The following is a 15,914-nucleotide window of genomic DNA, read 5'->3' as shown; positions in this document are numbered from 1 at the left end:
GCCGGAATTTTCCGGCCCTTCCCAAGGTCGATCCCATGAGCATGGAAATGAGCAAGCCCGTCCCGCGCCCCGGCATTCTCGATATCGCCGCCTATGTGCCGGGCAAGGAGCATGCGCCGGGCGTGGCGCGGGTGTTCAAGCTCTCCTCGAACGAGACGCCGTTCGGTGCAAGCCCCAAGGCCATCGAAGCCTTCCGCGCAGCCGGCGAGCATTTGGAACGCTACCCGGACGGGCAGGCCACGGAGTTGCGTCAGGCGATCGCCGACATTCACGGCCTGAACACCGCCAATATCCTCTGCGGCAACGGTTCCGATGAGCTGCTCGGCCTGCTCTGCCATGTCTATCTCAGCGCCGGAGATGAAGGCATCATCACCGAGCACGGCTTCCTGATCTACAAGATCCAGATCCTGGCCGCAGGCGCAACGCCGGTGACGGTCAAGGAGAAGGATCGTACTGTCGATGTCGACGCGATTCTTGCCGCTGTAACCGACAAGACCAAGATCGTCTTCATCGCCAATCCGGCCAACCCGACGGGCACTTATGTGCCGGTCAGCGAAATCCGCCGTCTGCAGGCGGGCTTGCCGAAGCATGTTATCCTCGTGCTTGACGCTGCCTATGCCGAATATGTCCGCCGCAACGATTATGAAGCCGGCCTCGAGCTTGTCTCCTCTAATCCCAATGTCGTCATGACCCGTACCTTCTCGAAGATCTACGGGCTTGCGGCGCTGCGCGTCGGCTGGCTGTATGGGCCGGCCGATGTGGTGGATGCGCTGAACCGTGTGCGTGGCCCGTTCAATATGAACGCGGCCGCCATTGCCGCCGGTGCGGCCGCCATCCGCGACCAGGCCTTCACCCAGAAGGCGGTGGCGCACAATACGCTTTGGATCGAGAAAGTGACGAAGGCCTTCGAATCGATCGGCCTCGAGGTGACGCCGTCGGTCGCCAACTTCGTGCTCGTTCACTTCCCCGATATCGAGGGCAAACGTGCTGCCGATGCCGACGAGTTCCTGACCAGCCGCGGCTATATCCTGCGTGCGGTGCGTGCCTACGGCTTCCCGAATTCGCTGCGCATGAGCATCGGCACGGAAGAGGCCAATCTGGGCGTCATCGATGCCCTGACCGAATTCATGGGGCGCAAGGCATGAGCAGCGTGCAGTTCGACCGTATCGCGCTGATCGGCATCGGCCTGATCGGCTCGTCGATCGCCTATGATATCAAGCGGCTCGGCCTCGCCAAGGAAGTAGTAATCTCGACGCGGAGCGCCGAGACGCTGAAGCGTGCCGAAGAACTCGAACTCGGGGACCGCTATACGCAATCGTCGGCCGAAGCCGTTGGGGATGCCGATCTCGTCATCGTTTCCGTGCCGGTCGGCGCATCGGGAAGCGTTGCGGCGGAAATCTCCGCGCATCTGAAGCCCGGCGCCATCGTCACCGACGTCGGCTCGACCAAGGCGTCCGTCATCGCGCAGATGCAGCCGCATATGCCGGGCAATGTGCATTTCATTCCCGGCCATCCCATTGCGGGCACGGAGAAGTCCGGGCCTGATGCCGGTTTTGCCGGGCTGTTCGAGGGTCGCTGGTGCATCTTCACGCCGATCCCCGGCACCGACGAGGCCGCCGTCAAAAGGCTTCGCCATTTCTGGGAAGCGCTCGGCTCGCGCGTCGATGAGATGGACGCCGCCCATCACGACAAGGTGCTGGCGATCGTTTCGCATCTGCCGCATCTCATCGCCTATAACATCGTCGGCACGGCCGATGATCTGGAGACGGTGACGGAATCGGAAGTGATCAAATATTCCGCCTCCGGCTTCCGCGATTTCACCCGTCTCGCCGCGTCCGACCCGACGATGTGGCGCGACGTCTGCCTGCACAATCGCGATGCCATTCTGGAAATGCTGGCGCGTTTCTCGGAAGATCTTGCCTATCTGCAGCGGGCAATCCGCTGGGGAGAGGGCGACAAGATTTTCGATCTCTTCACCCGCACACGCGCCATCCGCCGCTCGATCGTCGAGGCCGGCCAGGACGTCGACGCCCCGGATTTCGGGCGTCACGCGCTGGATGTGAAGAAGTAGGTATCGACATAACCTTCGCCCCCCTGAGGCGAAGGTGTTGATTCTCAGATCGGCGGGATCTTGCCGAGCGGAATGAAGCCGCTGAGCGAGAGGCGGCCGCGATCGGCGGTGAGATCGACGGAGACCTTGTCACCGCCTGCCGCGAGCGACTTCAGGAGCTTGGTGGCGGTATCGATCATGTTTTTGGCCGCCGGGATCGTTGCTTTCAGGCTGTCGCCCCATGGTCCGATCTGATTGATCTCCAGTTTGAACTGACCGGACAGAAAGCCCTGATCGTCGAAATTGAAGGGGCCGGAAAGGGTCATGACGCGGCCGTCGCCGATATCGATCACCACCTTGCGAAGAACGCCTGCAGCACCATAAAGGCCGTGTCCGTCGCTGCCGTCGAGCAAGCCTGCCTTGCCGGTCAAGGTGATATCGGCGCTTGTCGATGCCGTCGGCAGCGTCTGCGGAAAATCCTTGATGACGGCATTGGCATTTTCGATGCCGATCGCCAGTTCCAGGTCGTCGCCGTTCTGGCGCGCGTGCATTTCGGTGTGCGCGGCGGTCACGTCGGCGCTCTGGCCGGTGAACGAGGAGACGATGCCAGCCTTTAGCCCATCGATGACGGTCTCGCTCTGCGCCACGCCACGGCCCTTGGCGACGAGGTTCGATTGCAGATCCGTCCATTCGGCCGACACCGTCAAACCCTGCGCGGTGCGGATCTCCGCTGGCGATTTCAGGCTCCAGCCGACATGGTTCGGCTGATAGACCGGCGCCGAGGCATGCAGATTGTCGAAGGAGGCGGAAACGCCCTTCACATGATCGTCGACGGTCACCTTGGCGCAGGAGAGGCCGATGGAGAAGGGAAAGCCGCTGAAGGCCATGTCGCTGCATTCGCCCGAAATGCCTGCGTCTTTCTGCTCGCCGAGCGCCTTCAGCACGGTCGTCTTCACCATCGTGGTCGCATAAAACCAACCGCCGGTATAAAGCCCGGCAAGGATCACGATCAGCCCCAGCCCGATGAGCCACATGCGTTTGCCTCTGCCGGATGCTACGCTCTGGCTTGACGCTGCCATGTTGTTCTCCAATGGTTGAACCTATGTGTTCACAATGATTTGGCGTTGGATATGGACGAATTTTGGGTATTTGGCTACGGATCACTCATGTGGAATCCGGGGTTTAGCTATGTTGAAAAAGCAGAGGCCTTGATTTTCGGCTACCGCCGCTCCCTTTGCGTCCATTCCTGGGTCCATCGCGGCACGGAGGCAAATCCCGGCCTGGTGCTCGGCCTCGATCACGGCGGCTCCTGCCGCGGCATGGCATTCAGCATAGCAGCCGCCGAGCGGGACGAGGTGCTGAGCTATCTGCGCGAGCGGGAGTTGGTCACCAACGTCTATCTGGAAAGGACGCTGCCCATTCGTCTCGCGGATGGCCGAAGGGTAGCTGCCGTCGCCTATATTGTCGACCGCAATCATCAGCAATATGCCGGCACGCTCGATGCCGTAGAGGCGGCCCATATCGTCGATTCCGCCGTCGGACAGTCCGGACCGAACGATGCCTATGTCTTCAATACGTTGACGCATCTGCGCGAGATGGGCATTCGCGATCAATGGCTGGAGCAGGTGGCGGGCGAGATCGAGCGGATGCGGGAGGCGTCCTAAACCGCGGTCGCCATCTTCGCTTTTGCGATCTCGGCCAGGCGCCGCGCGGCCGTCGGCGGGACCGGCAGATGCGGATTGTTGGCGATGGTTTCGACCAGCAATTCGTCGCTAGCCTCTTCCGTCTCCTCAAGCAATCGCGCGAAGAAGGCGTCCGGATCCAGGCCCGGCGGGATCGGCGGCAGGATGCGCACCTTGAAATGGCCGGGATACTTGCGGAAGGTGCGGCGCGGCCAGAACAGGCCGGGATGCATGGCCACGGCGACGACGGGAATGTCGAGATCACGATACATGCGGGCGATGCCGTATTTATAGACCGGCTCGGCCCCCGGCGGACGGCGAGTGCCCTCGGGATAGATGATCAACTGGCGGCCGGTAGAAAGCTCTTCCCGCGTGCGCTTCAGCACGTCGAACATCACCTTGCCGCGGGCGCTGCGGTCGACCGGGATCATGCGCTGTTTCTTCGCATACCAGCCGAACAGCGGAATCCACATCAGCTCGCGCTTCAGAATGTAGACCGGATCATCGAGATAGGGCAGCAGTGCGAAGGTATCCCAGAAGGATTGATGCTTCGGGGCGAAGATGTAGCTGCCGGCGGGAATATTCTCCAAGCCCTCGATCTCGAAGGTGGTGCCGACGATCTTCTCCATCAGCCAGACGCTGGATTTCGCCCAGGCCTTGGGGATCGCGTAGCCGGCCTTGCGCGGCATCAGGAAATAGATCGGTGAAAGCACGATCATGCGAATGATCAGGTTGGCATAGAAGGTCGTATTGAACAGGATCGAACGCAAGGTGATCATCAAAGGCTTTCCCAACACGCCGGCTTTCGCCAGCATCTGAAGCTTTGCCTACACGATTACGCTGTCAATAAAAAGTCGGTCCATGTGTCGCCAAGTATCTTAGTCCGGATCATCGTCCGTCTCCCGCGAGCGCAGGCCGAGCGGGCGTCCGAGACCCGTGAGATTGCGGGCGCCGGCGAGAAGAACCTTGGCATATTCGGAGAGCATGGTGCGCAGCGCATTGGGGTCGGTGAACCAGTTCTTGGTCTTGAGATCGGAATTGACCACCGGATAGGGAATGAAATCCGTGGCCGGATCGACATATTTCAGCTCGGCCAGGCTGCGCGGCATGTGATAGTTGTTCGTCACCACCAGTATGCTCTTGTAGCCTCTGGCGTGGATCCATTTCGCGGCCTCGCGGGCATTGCCGATGGTGTCGAGGGCGTCATAACCGACATCGACGCAGCAATTGAAGAGACTGACGGGGCTTTGGGTCAGCCTGCGGATTTGCGACGGCGTCGTGGTCGGATGGACGCCGGAAATCAACAACCTGTTGCCGGCGCCGGTGCGCAGCAGTTCCACGGCCTGGCCTATGCGCTGATAGCCGCCAGTCAGCACGACAATGGCATCCGCCTTCGGTTCCGGCGGCGGCTTCAGCGTGGTGATCGAATCGGCGAAATGCAGGAAGCCGCCGAAGACAACGGCGACAAGGATGATGAAGCCGAAGCCGCCCCAGCGCAAAAACCTTCGGAAGAGGCTGCGCCGCACAGGCCGGTCGCTGCGGGATTGCTCTCGCAACGTCTGCGAACTCACGGTCTTGCGAGTCGTCAGGTCCATGCTCATGATTCGCTATTATGCGCCAATTGCGGCAAGGAACAGACCATTAGATCGAAAAAAATCATCGCCCTAGCGTCAATTTTGCACAGTTTCGGTTCTTCCGGGGTCGGAGCGGATCAAATCGATCTCGTAAATGGTGCGCATGACGGTGAAGCGCGCCGTGACCGTGGTGAGCAGGGCAATGATGATCATGGTGGCGAGGATGCCGAGATAGCCGAGCGCGCCGACCGAGAATGTGCCGAACAGGGCGGTTGCCTGGTCGGTCTGCGGCGTCGCGATCGTGCGGCTTTGCAGAAAGCCGGCGCTGGCGAAAAACAGGGCGGCGAGCGCGCTGCCGGCAGCCGAACCCTTCAGGCTGATCTTCAGGAAATGCTTCTGGAATTCGGTGGCAACAAAGGTGCTCTCGGCGCCGACGAAATGGAGCACCTCGACGATGTGGCGATTGCTCGAGAGCGCGCCGCGCGTGGCAAACACCACGGTCAGCACCATGGCGGTGAAAACCAGGAGCAGGACGCCGGTGCCGATCAAAACGGTAGTGTGCGCCATGGAGACGAGCCGATCGACCCAGGTGCGGTGATCATCCAGCGTCGCCTGCGGAATCTGATCCTTGAGGAGGTTGCGCATCGCCTCGAAATCGGGGGGATGCGTTTCGTCGATCGTGATGATCACCAGGCGCGGGACGGGCAGCTCCTTGAGGTCGAGGCCGGCGCCGAGCCAGGGTTCGAGCAGGCGAGCGGTCGCCGCCTCGTCGACGATCTGGCCGGACTTGGTGCCGACGAAACCGAGCGCGATGTCGCGGGCGCTGGCCAGCGCCTTGTCCATATCGAGATTGTCGTCCGGCTTGATCTGGATGGTGATCTCGCGGGAAATCTGGCTCTCCCAGCTTGCCGCCGTCGAGCGCACCATGCTGACGGCGCCGAGCGTCAGGCAGGCGAGGAAGGCCATGATGGCGATAACGACGATCAGCGCATTGCCCTGGATGTTGGAGGACGGCACGATCGGTCCGGTCGGGCGCACGCGCATTTCCGGCCGCCTCTTCTCCGGCGGAGATGCGACGGGTCTTTCCTGGTTGTTGGCAGCCCCGGCATTCGAGGCTTTCCTGCGGGGAGCGGGCTCAGTCATAGATATCGAGATGCCCTCCCGATAAAATCATGCGCCGGGCTTCGATCTGATCCATGAGGGTGAGGTCGTGCGTGGCAATGACGACCGCCGTGCCGAGGCGATTGAGTTCGAGGAACAGGTTCAGCAGCCGCCGTGCCATGGGTGGATCGACATTGCCGGTCGGTTCGTCGGCGAGCAGGATCTCGGGGCGGTCGATCAGGGCGCGGGCAATGGCGGCGCGCTGCTTCTCGCCGCCCGACAGCACCGGCGGCAACACATTGATGCGTTCGCCGAGGCCGACCCATTTCAACAGTTCCAGCACGTCGGTGCGATAGGAACTTTCCTCCTTGCCGCGCACGCGCAGCGGCAGGGCGACGTTTTCGTATGTCGTGAGATGCTCCAGCAGCCGGAAGTCCTGAAAGACGATGCCGACGCGGCGGCGCAGCAACGGCAGCTCGTTGCGCGGGATCGAGGAAATCTCGCGGTCGAACATGCGGATCAGTCCGCGGGTCGGCTGCAGCGACATGAAGAGAAGCCGAAGCAACGTCGTCTTGCCGGCGCCGGAAGGTCCCGTCAGGAACTGGAACGATTTTCGCGGAATGTCGAAGGTCAGGTCACGGAGGATTTCCGGACCCATACCATAGCGCAAACCGACGTTCTCAAAATGAATCAACGGGCAGTCCACTCTTCCGCAGTGTTCAATCAGGCGACTTGTTAACCAAGGGCGTTAACAGCCGGTAAATTTTGCTGGAAAGGCGCCCGATTCATGGCGATCTTTGCGAAGCATTAACTATTAAAATTTACGACTGGGCAGGATTCGTTTCAATGCCCAGAATTCAGGTGGGCGTTGAAACCATGTGGATCACCGGAAAGGGAGATCGTCATGGGCACTTTTCGCCACCGCCAACAACAGGCGGGATTGATCTATGACCTGCTGCCGCCCGAACGCGCATTGGGTTCGGGACTATCGCGCCGCTTTGGGCCGAAGCCGGATGTCGTCGACGCCGAGTTCGTGACGGTCATTCCCAGCCGCATCAGAACCGCCTCGGGCAGCAACGCTCGCGACGGGGCTTTCCGCCCCAGCCAATCGCCGCGGCCGGCTCCCAAGGGAACTTTCCTGCATGCGCTCACGGGCCTGCGCCTTGCCGAAGGCTGGCTGCAGCAAGCCTCGCGGCGCAGCTTCGTGGCGCTCATCGTTGCTCTGGCCATCCTGGTCTTCGGGCTTGCCGGCGGCTTCTCGGGATTGTCGGGTACGCCGGCACAGGCCACCTCGGAGCCGCTACAGTTTTCCCATGTGACGCTGACGCCGCGCGACGAGAACGGCATGCGGGTGCTCACCGTCAACGGTATCATCGAGAACGAGACCGGCGCCACGCTCTCGGTGCCGCCTGTCCGCGCCGATATCTTCTCCGGCGGTCAATTGCTGACAAGCGTGGTGGTGAACCCGCCGGTAAACCGTATCGGGCCGCATGAGAGCCGCGGATTTTCCACGCGATTGCAGCATCCCGGTGGAAAAATGCCGGATGTTCGCCTCTCCTTCATGCCTTAGGGGGTGTGTCGGCCCTCAGGTTTGTGCTACGGGCTAGAGCTTGATCGGCGGACAAGCGCCGAAAATAGCCATGGAGCATGCCAATCAATGCCTGTCGTACGCGGGAAGAATATCGAGCCGCTTTTCACCGCCGAGCAGATCGCCGAGCGCAATCGCGCCATGGCGAAGGAAATCGCCAGCGGACCGACGAAGGATCTCCTCGTCATCGCCATTCTCAAGGGCTCGTTCATCTTTGCCGCCGATCTGCTGCGTGCGCTGCATGAGACTGGACTGGCGCCAGAAGTCGAGTTCATCACGCTCTCGAGTTACGGCGCAGGCACGGTCTCCCAGGGCGTGCGCATCGTCAAGGACATCGACAGCGATGTCAGGGATCGCGATGTGCTGCTGATCGACGACATTCTGGAATCCGGCCGCACGCTGCGATTCGCAAAGGAATTGCTCTACGAGCGCGGCGCCCGCCACGTCACGCTTGCCGTGCTGCTCGACAAGAGCGTGAAGCGCCAGGAAGAGCTGGAGGCCGATTATGTCGGCTTCGAATGCCCCGATTATTTCGTCGTCGGCTACGGCATGGACGTTGCCTATGCCTTCCGCGAGTTGCCCTTTGTTGGCGTGGTAACCGGGGACGCCTGACGTATCGGGAGCCAAGTATGGCTGCCGTTTTGGGACAATCCGGCGCTCATCTGAGCTGTCCCAATATGCTCCAGCGATGACGACTCATTAACCACGGAGCCGCATCGCACCGCCGTCGTTTACCGATCGCAAACGGAATTCTGGTGATTTCGGTCGCGGAACATGACGGACCACGGAGCATAGACCATGGCAAAAATTCTGATCACCGAAGACGAAGATTCTCTTCGCACCTTTGTCGCGCGCGCCCTGCGCTTGGACGGACACGAGACCGAAGAGGCGGCCGATGGCGCCGAAGGTCTGGAAAAGCTGAAGCAGGGGGCTTACGACCTGCTACTCTCCGATATTCGCATGCCGGTGATGGACGGTATCGAACTGGCGCATCAGGCTGCCTCGACCTGCCCTGGCATGAAAATCCTCTTAATGACCGGCTATGCCGAGCAGCGCGAACGCGCCGACGACCTCATGGAAAAGATCGTCGACGTCGTCGCCAAGCCTTTCGCTTTGCCGGATATCCGCAAGGCCGTTGCCCGCGCGCTGGCGGCTTAAGCAGTTATGTCAGACAATGACCTTCGCCCGTGGCGGCGAAGGTGGCGTCAGCTCTTCTCTTACTGGCCAAGATCGAGCAGGCGCTCCAGATAGCGCCGTTCTTCCGAAAATGACGGGTTGTTGCTCAACCGCTCGCGGATCGCATCGAGGATTTCGCGGGCGCGTTGCGGATCGATGATGTTCGGTATCTTGTTTTCGTTTGCATCATCAAAGAAGTTGCCATCGTTGCGTTGACGGCCGAGAGGATCGCGGCCGTTCTGATTACCTTGGCCAACTTGTCCCTGCTGCTGACCTTGGCCCTGACCCTGCTGTTGCTGCATCTGCGCCATAAGCTGGTTCATCATATCGCGCGTGCCCTTGCGTAGGGCGTCCAGCGCGCGGCCCTGGCCCTGTACGGCGGCTTCGCCATTGCCCTGGGAGAGGTCGCCGGAGGCGCCCTTCATTTCCTGTTGAGCCTTGCCGTAATTCTGGTTCGGCTTCATGCCCATGGAGCCGAGGTCCTTTTGCAGTTCGCCGAGCTGCTTGCCGAGTTCATCCTGCTGCTTGCGCAATTGCTTCAGCGCATCACGCAGTTGATCGGCAGTCATATTATCAGTCTGATTGTCGCCCTGCTGCTTCTGACCCTTCTGCTGGCCTTGCTGTTCCTGGCCCTGCTGCCGATCCTGCTGCCCCTGATCCCGCTGCCCCATATCCGGCTGTGTCGGATCGGTCAGATCCGGCATGGGCTGGTTCAGCGCATCGTCACCATCTTCGTTGGGATCGCCGCGCTGCATGCGGTCGCGCATGGCCTGGTCGAGCTTGAAGGTCTGCTCCATCAGCTTCTGCTGGTCGCGCAGGATGCGGCCGAGCTTGTCCATCTGCTGGCGCATCTTGTCGTTGGCTTCGTTCTGCTGCTGGTTCTGACCGCGTTGCGGCCGTCCGGCCTGGAGGCTGTTCATCATCTGCTGCAGTTCGGACAGCATCTGCTGCGCCGCCTGGCGGTTGCCGGAACGGGCCAGATTTTCGATCTGATCCATCATCCGCTGCAGGTCCTGCTGGCGCAGGATATTGGCCGACTTCTGGTTTGGCTGCGCCGGCATGTTCTTCATGCGCTCGGCGAGCTCCTTCATATAGTCGTTCATTGCCTTGCGCAGTTCGTCCATCAGCTTCTTGATCTCGGCATCGGACGCATTGCGCTGCAGGGCCTCGGAGAGCTTCTGCTGCGCGTCGCGCAGCGCCTTTTCCGCATCGGTCAACTGTGCGTCTTCCATGCCGAGCGCGATCTGCCACAGATAGTCGGCAGTATCCTTCAGCGCGATATCGCCCCGAGCGAGTTTCATACGGGTCAGCGCCGATTCGAGCAGCAGGTAGTTGCCGAGATCCGGGATCGTCTCATTCGGCCGGATCGTCAGCGACCGATTGAGTTCAATCGCCTCCGGCATTTTGCGGGTGTCCAGCGCGAAAACCTGGCGTTCCTCGGCAACGGCGGCAGCGAGCGGCTCGGTGAAATTGCGCGAGGGCAGGGTCATTTCATAGGGTGCGCTGCGGCCGGTCTGGCCCGCGCCGTCGCGGGCGACGAGGGTAATGCGCACCTGCCTGCCGGCAAGCGGGTCCTGCGTCAGGTCGTGGCTCGCCAGCCCTTTGCCGTTACGGCGATCCCGGCGCGAAATCTCCAGCTTGTATTCCGGCAGGCCGTAAAGCGGCGTGGCTTTGGGATCGGTCTCCACAGGCACGATTTCGGCATGGGCCTCCTCGATGCCGTAGTCGTCCTTGACTTTGAAGCCCATTTCGAGCGCGCCGTTGGGGTTGCCGTGCGGAATACCGTCGAAGGCGATTTCCGGCGGCTTGTCGGTGACCACTTTGAAGGACCAGGATTTGCCGTTGACGGTGAGCTTGCCGCCTTTTTCGAGCTTCAGCACATGGGTGCGGGCGACCATGGCGTCGGCGCCAGCCGGAGCGGCGGCGTTGTTGGACACCGGTTGTACGGCCGGAGGCGTGGCGGCATTGCCGTTCGCCGGCGGCTGCTTGCTCGCATCCGCCGCCTGCTCGGGGATTTCGGCGCCGGTGTCGCTGCCGCTGCCGCTGCCGGCAGCCTGAAACAAGACCTTCTCATCCGTCGAAGCGCCGGTGACGCGCACGGTAAGTTCGGAGAATTGCGGTACGTTGACGCTGTCGCCCGTGTTAGCAGCACTGCCCGTCAGGTAGACGGGGGCTTCCCCGGTATAGTAGGGCGGCGTTACCCAGGCATCGACGCGCAGGTCCGGATTGATCGACGTCTCGGCCGGAGCAGTGAAGGCATCGCTGAGCGCGCCGCCGCTGTTGGACATGGAGAAGCTGAAAGCAGTGACCAGCAGCAGGGCCGGAATGGTGCGGAGCGCGAAGCGGTCGTAACGGGCGATGTCAGGACGCGGCAGGCCGGCGTCCAGAGCCGCAATCCGCGCTGCCATGCGCTCCTGATGCTCCCGCCACAACGCCCGGGCAAAGGGTGTATCAAAAGCCGGCTCGTCCTCCTGTACGGTGACAGGCTGGTGGGCAAGGCCGTTGCGCTCCTCCAGCATCCGATCGGCTTCGGCGACCGTCGGCCAGCGCAGGCGGCGGAAGGGGAAAACGGAGACGGCAAAGGCGAGCGCGAAAACGGCAAGCAGGACGAGGCGCAGAGCATCCGGCGCGATGCGGAAAATGCCGAACCAGGCAGCCGAGAGGAAAAGAGCCAGGATCGAAAGCGGCACCAGCAGCAGGGGCAGGATCTGTTCCGAGATCAGTACCACCCGAGCAAAGAGACGCTTGACCGCAACCAGCCGCGCCAGCGCCGGACGGGTGGCGAGAGCGCCCTTCTTGAGGTTGCTGGGGCTGGTCATCGGTCCGGTTTTCTCCCCGCTCTGACGTTGATGGCTATCTCTCCCATGGAGATGGCGGGGCGTCGCATACGCCCGCAGTTACGGCGTCCGGCGAGACGCCTTTCACAGGAAGATAACATTCTTTGTGGCGAAGACGAGGGCAAGCGGCGGTAAAGGCCGCTTTTTCATCGGATTTCGCCGAAACGTGATCAAGCTGCTTGGTTGGGCGCGGCGCATGAATTCCATCCGAAAATCGCTTCGGATTTTCGAATTATGCGTCGAGCCAGGGCGGGATCGAATCGAGGCCAATCAGCTCTTCATAGGTCTTGCGTGGGCGAACGACGTGGAAATCGCCGCCCTTGACCAGCACTTCCGGCACCAGAAGCCGGCTGTTATAGGTGCCGGCCTGGACCGCGCCGTAAGCGCCGCCGGAGCTGATGGCGAGCAGATCGCCGGGCTTCGGCATCGCCATTTCACGATCGAGAGCCAGGTAGTCGCCGGTCTCGCAGACAGGGCCGACAACATCGGCCTTGATGCGCGGGGCGTTGGCGGCGGTGATCTCGACGGCGCGGATTTCGTGATAGGCCTCGTAGAGCGTCGGGCGGATCAGGTCATTCATCGCGCCATCGACGATAACGAAGGTCTTGTTGCCGCCGTCCTTCACATAGATGACTTCGGTCACCAGGATGCCGGCATTGCCGACGATCAGGCGGCCGGGCTCAGTGACGATCTTGCAGTTCAGACCGCTCAATTGGTTCTTGACGATGTGGGCATAGGCTTCCGGCACCGGCGGCGGGTTGTTGTCGTCGCGGTAAGGAATGCCGAGGCCGCCGCCGATATCGACATGATGAATATCATGGCCATCGCCACGCAGCGTCTCGACGAGATCACGCAGCAGCTTGAAGGCGTCTTCGAAAGGCTGCAGCTCGGTGATCTGGCTGCCGATATGCATGTCGATGCCGGTGACCTTGATGCCCGGCAGGCTGGCGGCACGGCCATAGACGGCGCGGGCACGTTCCCAGGAGATGCCGAACTTGTTTTCCTTCTTGCCGGTCGAAATCTTCGCATGCGTGCGAGCATCGACGTCCGGATTGATGCGGAAGGAGACGGGGGCGACCTTGCCGGCGCGGACGGCGCGCTGGTTCAGCACTTCCAGTTCCGGCTCGGATTCGACGTTGAAGCAGTAGATGCCGGCTTCAAGCGCCACGTCCATCTCCTCAGCGGTCTTGCCGACGCCGGAGAACATGATGCGGCTTGCCGGAATACCGGCCGCCAAGGCGCGATGCAATTCGCCGACGGAGACGACGTCGACGCCGGCGCCGAGCCGGCCGAGCGTCTTCAGCACCGCCTGGTTGGAATTGGCCTTCATAGCGTAGCAGACCATCGCGTCGACATCGCCGAATGCTTCGGAGAAGACGCGGTAGTGACGCTCGAGCGTCGCCGTCGAATAGACGTAGAAAGGCGTGCCGACAGCCTTGGCGATCTCGGGAACGGGAACGTCCTCGGCGTAGAGAATGCCGTCGCGATACTGAAAATGGTTCACGGTCGATGCCTGTTTAGAGGAGGGGGTCGAGGAGGAACTTCTTGTCCTCGGTGCCCGGCTGTTTCGTCGGCTTGTTGACGTCGCCGCCCTTGGTCGCCGCTGCACTCGGCGGATCGAGATCGCCTTTGCGGCCACATCCGACGACGGCAAGGCCGATGACCGAAAGCACGACGGTCAGGCGGATGATATGCGGCATGTTGATCTGCATCGAAATCCTCTTGGGCGGCAAACGCGGAAAGCAGTCCTTCATAGCGAAGTTTCCGGGGCTTGTGCACCCTGATTGTTTGATTGTGGTTTCGGCGATTTTCTCAGTTGCGGGCGCGCCAATAGGCGATCTGCTTGCGCACTTCCGACGGCGCCGTGCCACCGTAGCTCTTGCGGCTGGCGACCGAGGCCTCGACGGTCAGAACGTCGAAGATCTTGGCCGTGATGTCAGGGTGGATCGCCTGCAGCTCTTCGAGCGACAGTTCGGCGAGATCGCAGGACTTGCTTTCTGCAAGTGCGACGGCACGACCGGTGACATGATGCGCGTCGCGGAAGGGCAGGCCTGCTTCGCGCACCAGCCAGTCGGCAAGATCGGTCGCGGTCGAATAGCCGGAGCCGGCGGCGGCCTTCATGCGAGCGGTATTGATCGTCATATCGCGCACCATGCCGGTCATGGCGGCGACGGCCAGCTCCAGGCTTTCGGCGGCGTCGAAGACCTGTTCCTTGTCTTCCTGCATGTCCTTGGAATAGGCGAGCGGCAGACCCTTCATGATCGTCAGCAGCGCGACCAGCGAGCCGTTGATGCGGCCGGTCTTGGCGCGCACCAGCTCGGCGGCATCCGGGTTCTTCTTCTGCGGCATGATGGATGAGCCGGTCGAGAAGGCGTCCGAGAGGCGCACGAAGCCGAACTGCGGCGTCGACCAGATGACGATTTCCTCGGCGAGCCGCGACAAGTGCATGCCGGCGATGGCGGCGATCGACAGGAACTCGATGGCGAAATCGCGGTCGGAGACAGTGTCGATCGAATTGCGGGTCGGCTCGCGGAAACCGAGCGCCTTGGCCGTCATGTGACGATCAATCGGAAAGCCCGTGCCGGCAAGCGCCGCGGCCCCGATCGGCGACTCGTCCATGTGCTCGATAGCGTGGCGCACGCGCGAACGGTCGCGGCCGAACATTTCGACATAGGCCATGCAATGATGGCCGAAGGTGACCGGCTGCGCCGTCTGCAGATGGGTGAAGCCGGGCATGACGGTTTCAGCGTGCTCTTCGGCGCGGTCGAGGAAGGCTGATATCAGGTCGGTCAGCGCCTGCTCGCATTTCTGCAGCTCTTCTTTCACCCAGAGGCGGAAATCGAGCGCCACCTGGTCGTTGCGCGAGCGGGCGGTGTGCAGGCGTCCGGCAGCCGGTCCGATCAGGGTCGCGAGCCGCGCTTCGACATTCATGTGAATGTCTTCGAGGCGGCGGGAAAATTCGAAATTGCCGGCTTCGATCTCTGACAAAATCGTGTTCAGCCCGTGAACGATCTTGTCTTTATCCTCGGTTGAAATGATGCCCTGATGGGCGAGCATGCCGGCATGGGCGATGGAGCCGCGGATATCCTGTGCAAACAGCTTCTTGTCGAAACCGATCGATGCATTTATCTCCTCCATGATTGCCGCGGGGCCGGAGGCGAAACGTCCGCCCCACATCTGGTTGGAGGATTTGGTGTCCTTGCCGTCAGCCATGAGATGCCTACCTGGAGAATGTAATGACAGCAAAGAAGCCGTTCGGTCTGCCGTCCGTGAAACTCGTTCTGCTTGCCGCCGTCGCCGGGGTCGTCGCCGGTGCGGCAGCGGTATACGTGAAGGAGATGGGGTATGGCAATGGCGTCCTTGAAATGGCCTCATCCGGACAATGCGAAACGGCGAAGGATCGCGCCGCGGCTCTGACACCCTTTGCCAAGGGTCAGGTCGCCGCCATGGCCGCACCGCAGACGCCGATCTCGCTGCAGGACGTAGCCTTCAAGGGTCCGGACGGTCAGTCGCTCTCGGTGGGCAATTTCTCCGGCAAGACCCTGCTGCTTAATGTCTGGGCGACGTGGTGCGTGCCCTGCCGCGAGGAGATGCCGGCATTGAACGCGCTGGAGAAGAGCGTGGGCAGCGACAAGTTCGAGGTCGTGGCCGTCAATATCGACACGGGTGACGACGAAAAGCCGAAGGCGTTCCGCAACGATTACGGCATAGACAAGCTCGGCTACTATCGCGACAACACCATGGGCGTCTTCAATGCGTTGAAAAAGCAAGGTCTCGCCTTCGGCCTGCCGGTAACCCTGCTGATCGACGGCAAGGGCTGTCTCATCTCGGCCATGAATGGCCCGGCGGCCTGGGACAGTGACGACGCGAAGAATTTGGTGAAGGCTGCGGTCGCGTTGTGAGGCC

Annotated in this window: 16 protein-coding genes; 7 read left to right on the top strand and 9 right to left on the bottom strand. The window is 61.6% G+C overall.

Going from position 1 to position 15,914, the window contains the following annotated elements; translation table 11 throughout:
• Positions 1-35: 35 nt before the first annotated feature.
• A complete protein-coding gene (gene hisC / locus QA648_RS14590) occupies positions 36-1,145 on the top strand; it encodes a histidinol-phosphate transaminase (protein WP_104824531.1) in 1,110 nt (369 codons plus the stop codon).
• Positions 1,142-2,071 carry a prephenate/arogenate dehydrogenase family protein gene (locus QA648_RS14585; protein ID WP_283047690.1) on the top strand — a complete coding sequence of 310 codons (930 nt, stop codon included), beginning with the start codon at positions 1,142-1,144 and terminating at the stop codon, positions 2,069-2,071. Before hisC ends, QA648_RS14585 begins: the two co-directional genes overlap by 4 nt.
• 44 nt (positions 2,072-2,115) lie before the next feature.
• Here the strand turns inward: QA648_RS14585 and QA648_RS14580 are convergent, their stop codons facing one another.
• A complete protein-coding gene (locus QA648_RS14580) occupies positions 2,116-3,129 on the bottom strand; it encodes a DUF2125 domain-containing protein (RefSeq protein WP_283047689.1) in 1,014 nt (337 codons plus the stop codon).
• Between the two features lie 51 nt (positions 3,130-3,180).
• On the opposite strand from QA648_RS14580, the gene QA648_RS14575 reads away from it, so the two are divergent.
• The gene (locus QA648_RS14575; protein ID WP_283047687.1) at positions 3,181-3,714 is read left to right on the top strand and encodes a gamma-glutamylcyclotransferase; all 534 of its coding nucleotides are present in this window, start codon (positions 3,181-3,183) and stop codon (positions 3,712-3,714) included.
• Here the strand turns inward: QA648_RS14575 and QA648_RS14570 are convergent.
• The 4 genes from QA648_RS14570 to ftsE form a co-directional block, all read right to left on the bottom strand.
• Positions 3,711-4,511, bottom strand: coding sequence for a 1-acyl-sn-glycerol-3-phosphate acyltransferase (locus tag QA648_RS14570; protein ID WP_283047685.1), 801 nt, complete (start codon positions 4,509-4,511; stop codon positions 3,711-3,713). The two genes, QA648_RS14575 and QA648_RS14570, sit on opposite strands and share 4 nt — an antisense overlap.
• A 99-nt stretch (positions 4,512-4,610) precedes the next feature.
• The gene (locus QA648_RS14565) at positions 4,611-5,333 is read right to left on the bottom strand and encodes a YdcF family protein (RefSeq protein WP_104824527.1); all 723 of its coding nucleotides are present in this window, start codon (positions 5,331-5,333) and stop codon (positions 4,611-4,613) included.
• 69 nt (positions 5,334-5,402) lie between these two features.
• Positions 5,403-6,350 carry an ABC transporter permease gene (locus tag QA648_RS14560; RefSeq protein ID WP_104824526.1) on the bottom strand — a complete coding sequence of 316 codons (948 nt, stop codon included), beginning with the start codon at positions 6,348-6,350 and terminating at the stop codon, positions 5,403-5,405.
• 91 nt (positions 6,351-6,441) lie between these two features.
• A complete protein-coding gene (gene ftsE, locus QA648_RS14555; protein ID WP_199773495.1) occupies positions 6,442-7,101 on the bottom strand; it encodes a cell division ATP-binding protein FtsE in 660 nt (219 codons plus the stop codon).
• Between the two features lie 210 nt (positions 7,102-7,311).
• Between ftsE and QA648_RS14550 the strand changes: the two genes are divergently transcribed.
• From QA648_RS14550 to QA648_RS14540, 3 genes are all read left to right on the top strand, one after another.
• Positions 7,312-7,977 carry a hypothetical protein gene (locus QA648_RS14550; RefSeq protein WP_283047683.1) on the top strand — a complete coding sequence of 222 codons (666 nt, stop codon included), beginning with the start codon at positions 7,312-7,314 and terminating at the stop codon, positions 7,975-7,977.
• 87 nt (positions 7,978-8,064) lie between these two features.
• The gene (gene hpt / locus QA648_RS14545; protein ID WP_104824523.1) at positions 8,065-8,607 is read left to right on the top strand and encodes a hypoxanthine phosphoribosyltransferase; all 543 of its coding nucleotides are present in this window, start codon (positions 8,065-8,067) and stop codon (positions 8,605-8,607) included.
• Between the two features lie 186 nt (positions 8,608-8,793).
• On the top strand, positions 8,794-9,153 hold the full coding sequence (locus QA648_RS14540) for a response regulator (RefSeq protein ID WP_104824522.1): 360 nt from the start codon (positions 8,794-8,796) through the stop codon (positions 9,151-9,153).
• 59 nt (positions 9,154-9,212) lie between these two features.
• On the opposite strand, the gene QA648_RS14535 is transcribed toward QA648_RS14540, so the two are convergent.
• The 4 genes from QA648_RS14535 to argH form a co-directional block, all read right to left on the bottom strand.
• On the bottom strand, positions 9,213-11,990 hold the full coding sequence (locus QA648_RS14535) for a TIGR02302 family protein (RefSeq protein WP_283047681.1): 2,778 nt from the start codon (positions 11,988-11,990) through the stop codon (positions 9,213-9,215).
• 250 nt (positions 11,991-12,240) lie between these two features.
• Positions 12,241-13,512, bottom strand: a complete 1,272-nt coding sequence (gene lysA, locus QA648_RS14530) for a diaminopimelate decarboxylase (protein WP_283047680.1) — start codon at positions 13,510-13,512, stop codon at positions 12,241-12,243.
• Between the two features lie 13 nt (positions 13,513-13,525).
• Complete coding sequence (locus QA648_RS14525) at positions 13,526-13,720, bottom strand: lipoprotein (protein ID WP_028754825.1); 195 nt, start codon at positions 13,718-13,720, stop codon at positions 13,526-13,528.
• A gap of 100 nt (positions 13,721-13,820) precedes the next feature.
• Positions 13,821-15,221: an argininosuccinate lyase gene (gene argH, locus QA648_RS14520; RefSeq protein WP_283047677.1), complete on the bottom strand. Its 1,401-nt coding sequence runs from the start codon at positions 15,219-15,221 to the stop codon at positions 13,821-13,823.
• Positions 15,222-15,244: 23 nt separating this feature from the next.
• Here argH and QA648_RS14515 point away from each other — a divergent pair, with 23 nt between their 5' ends.
• On the top strand, positions 15,245-15,910 hold the full coding sequence (locus QA648_RS14515) for a TlpA disulfide reductase family protein (protein WP_104824518.1): 666 nt from the start codon (positions 15,245-15,247) through the stop codon (positions 15,908-15,910).
• The last annotated feature ends 4 nt before the right edge of the window (positions 15,911-15,914 follow it).

The sequence above is a fragment of the Rhizobium sp. CB3171 genome (genome assembly GCF_029714265.1).
In the GTDB taxonomy this organism is placed as follows: Bacteria; Pseudomonadota; Alphaproteobacteria; order Rhizobiales; family Rhizobiaceae; genus Rhizobium.
This window is presented reverse-complemented; position numbering and strand designations above follow the sequence as displayed.

Bases quoted from the DNA above. Each gene is read 5' to 3' on its own strand.
- QA648_RS14515 (WP_104824518.1), top strand. From the start codon at position 15,245: ATGACAGCAAAGAAGCCGTTCGGTCTGCCGTCCGTGAAACTCGTTCTG.
- QA648_RS14575 (WP_283047687.1), top strand. From the start codon at position 3,181: ATGGACGAATTTTGGGTATTTGGCTACGGATCACTCATGTGGAATCCG.
- QA648_RS14525 (WP_028754825.1), bottom strand. From the start codon at position 13,720: ATGCAGATCAACATGCCGCATATCATCCGCCTGACCGTCGTGCTTTCG.
- argH (WP_283047677.1), bottom strand. From the start codon at position 15,221: ATGGCTGACGGCAAGGACACCAAATCCTCCAACCAGATGTGGGGCGGA.
- QA648_RS14570 (WP_283047685.1), bottom strand. From the start codon at position 4,511: ATGATCACCTTGCGTTCGATCCTGTTCAATACGACCTTCTATGCCAAC.
- hisC (WP_104824531.1), top strand. From the start codon at position 36: ATGAGCATGGAAATGAGCAAGCCCGTCCCGCGCCCCGGCATTCTCGAT.
- QA648_RS14565 (WP_104824527.1), bottom strand. From the start codon at position 5,333: ATGAGCATGGACCTGACGACTCGCAAGACCGTGAGTTCGCAGACGTTG.
- hpt (WP_104824523.1), top strand. From the start codon at position 8,065: ATGCCTGTCGTACGCGGGAAGAATATCGAGCCGCTTTTCACCGCCGAG.
- QA648_RS14585 (WP_283047690.1), top strand. From the start codon at position 1,142: ATGAGCAGCGTGCAGTTCGACCGTATCGCGCTGATCGGCATCGGCCTG.
- QA648_RS14535 (WP_283047681.1), bottom strand. From the start codon at position 11,990: ATGACCAGCCCCAGCAACCTCAAGAAGGGCGCTCTCGCCACCCGTCCG.
- QA648_RS14560 (WP_104824526.1), bottom strand. From the start codon at position 6,350: ATGCGCGTGCGCCCGACCGGACCGATCGTGCCGTCCTCCAACATCCAG.
- QA648_RS14580 (WP_283047689.1), bottom strand. From the start codon at position 3,129: ATGGCAGCGTCAAGCCAGAGCGTAGCATCCGGCAGAGGCAAACGCATG.
- QA648_RS14550 (WP_283047683.1), top strand. From the start codon at position 7,312: ATGGGCACTTTTCGCCACCGCCAACAACAGGCGGGATTGATCTATGAC.
- QA648_RS14540 (WP_104824522.1), top strand. From the start codon at position 8,794: ATGGCAAAAATTCTGATCACCGAAGACGAAGATTCTCTTCGCACCTTT.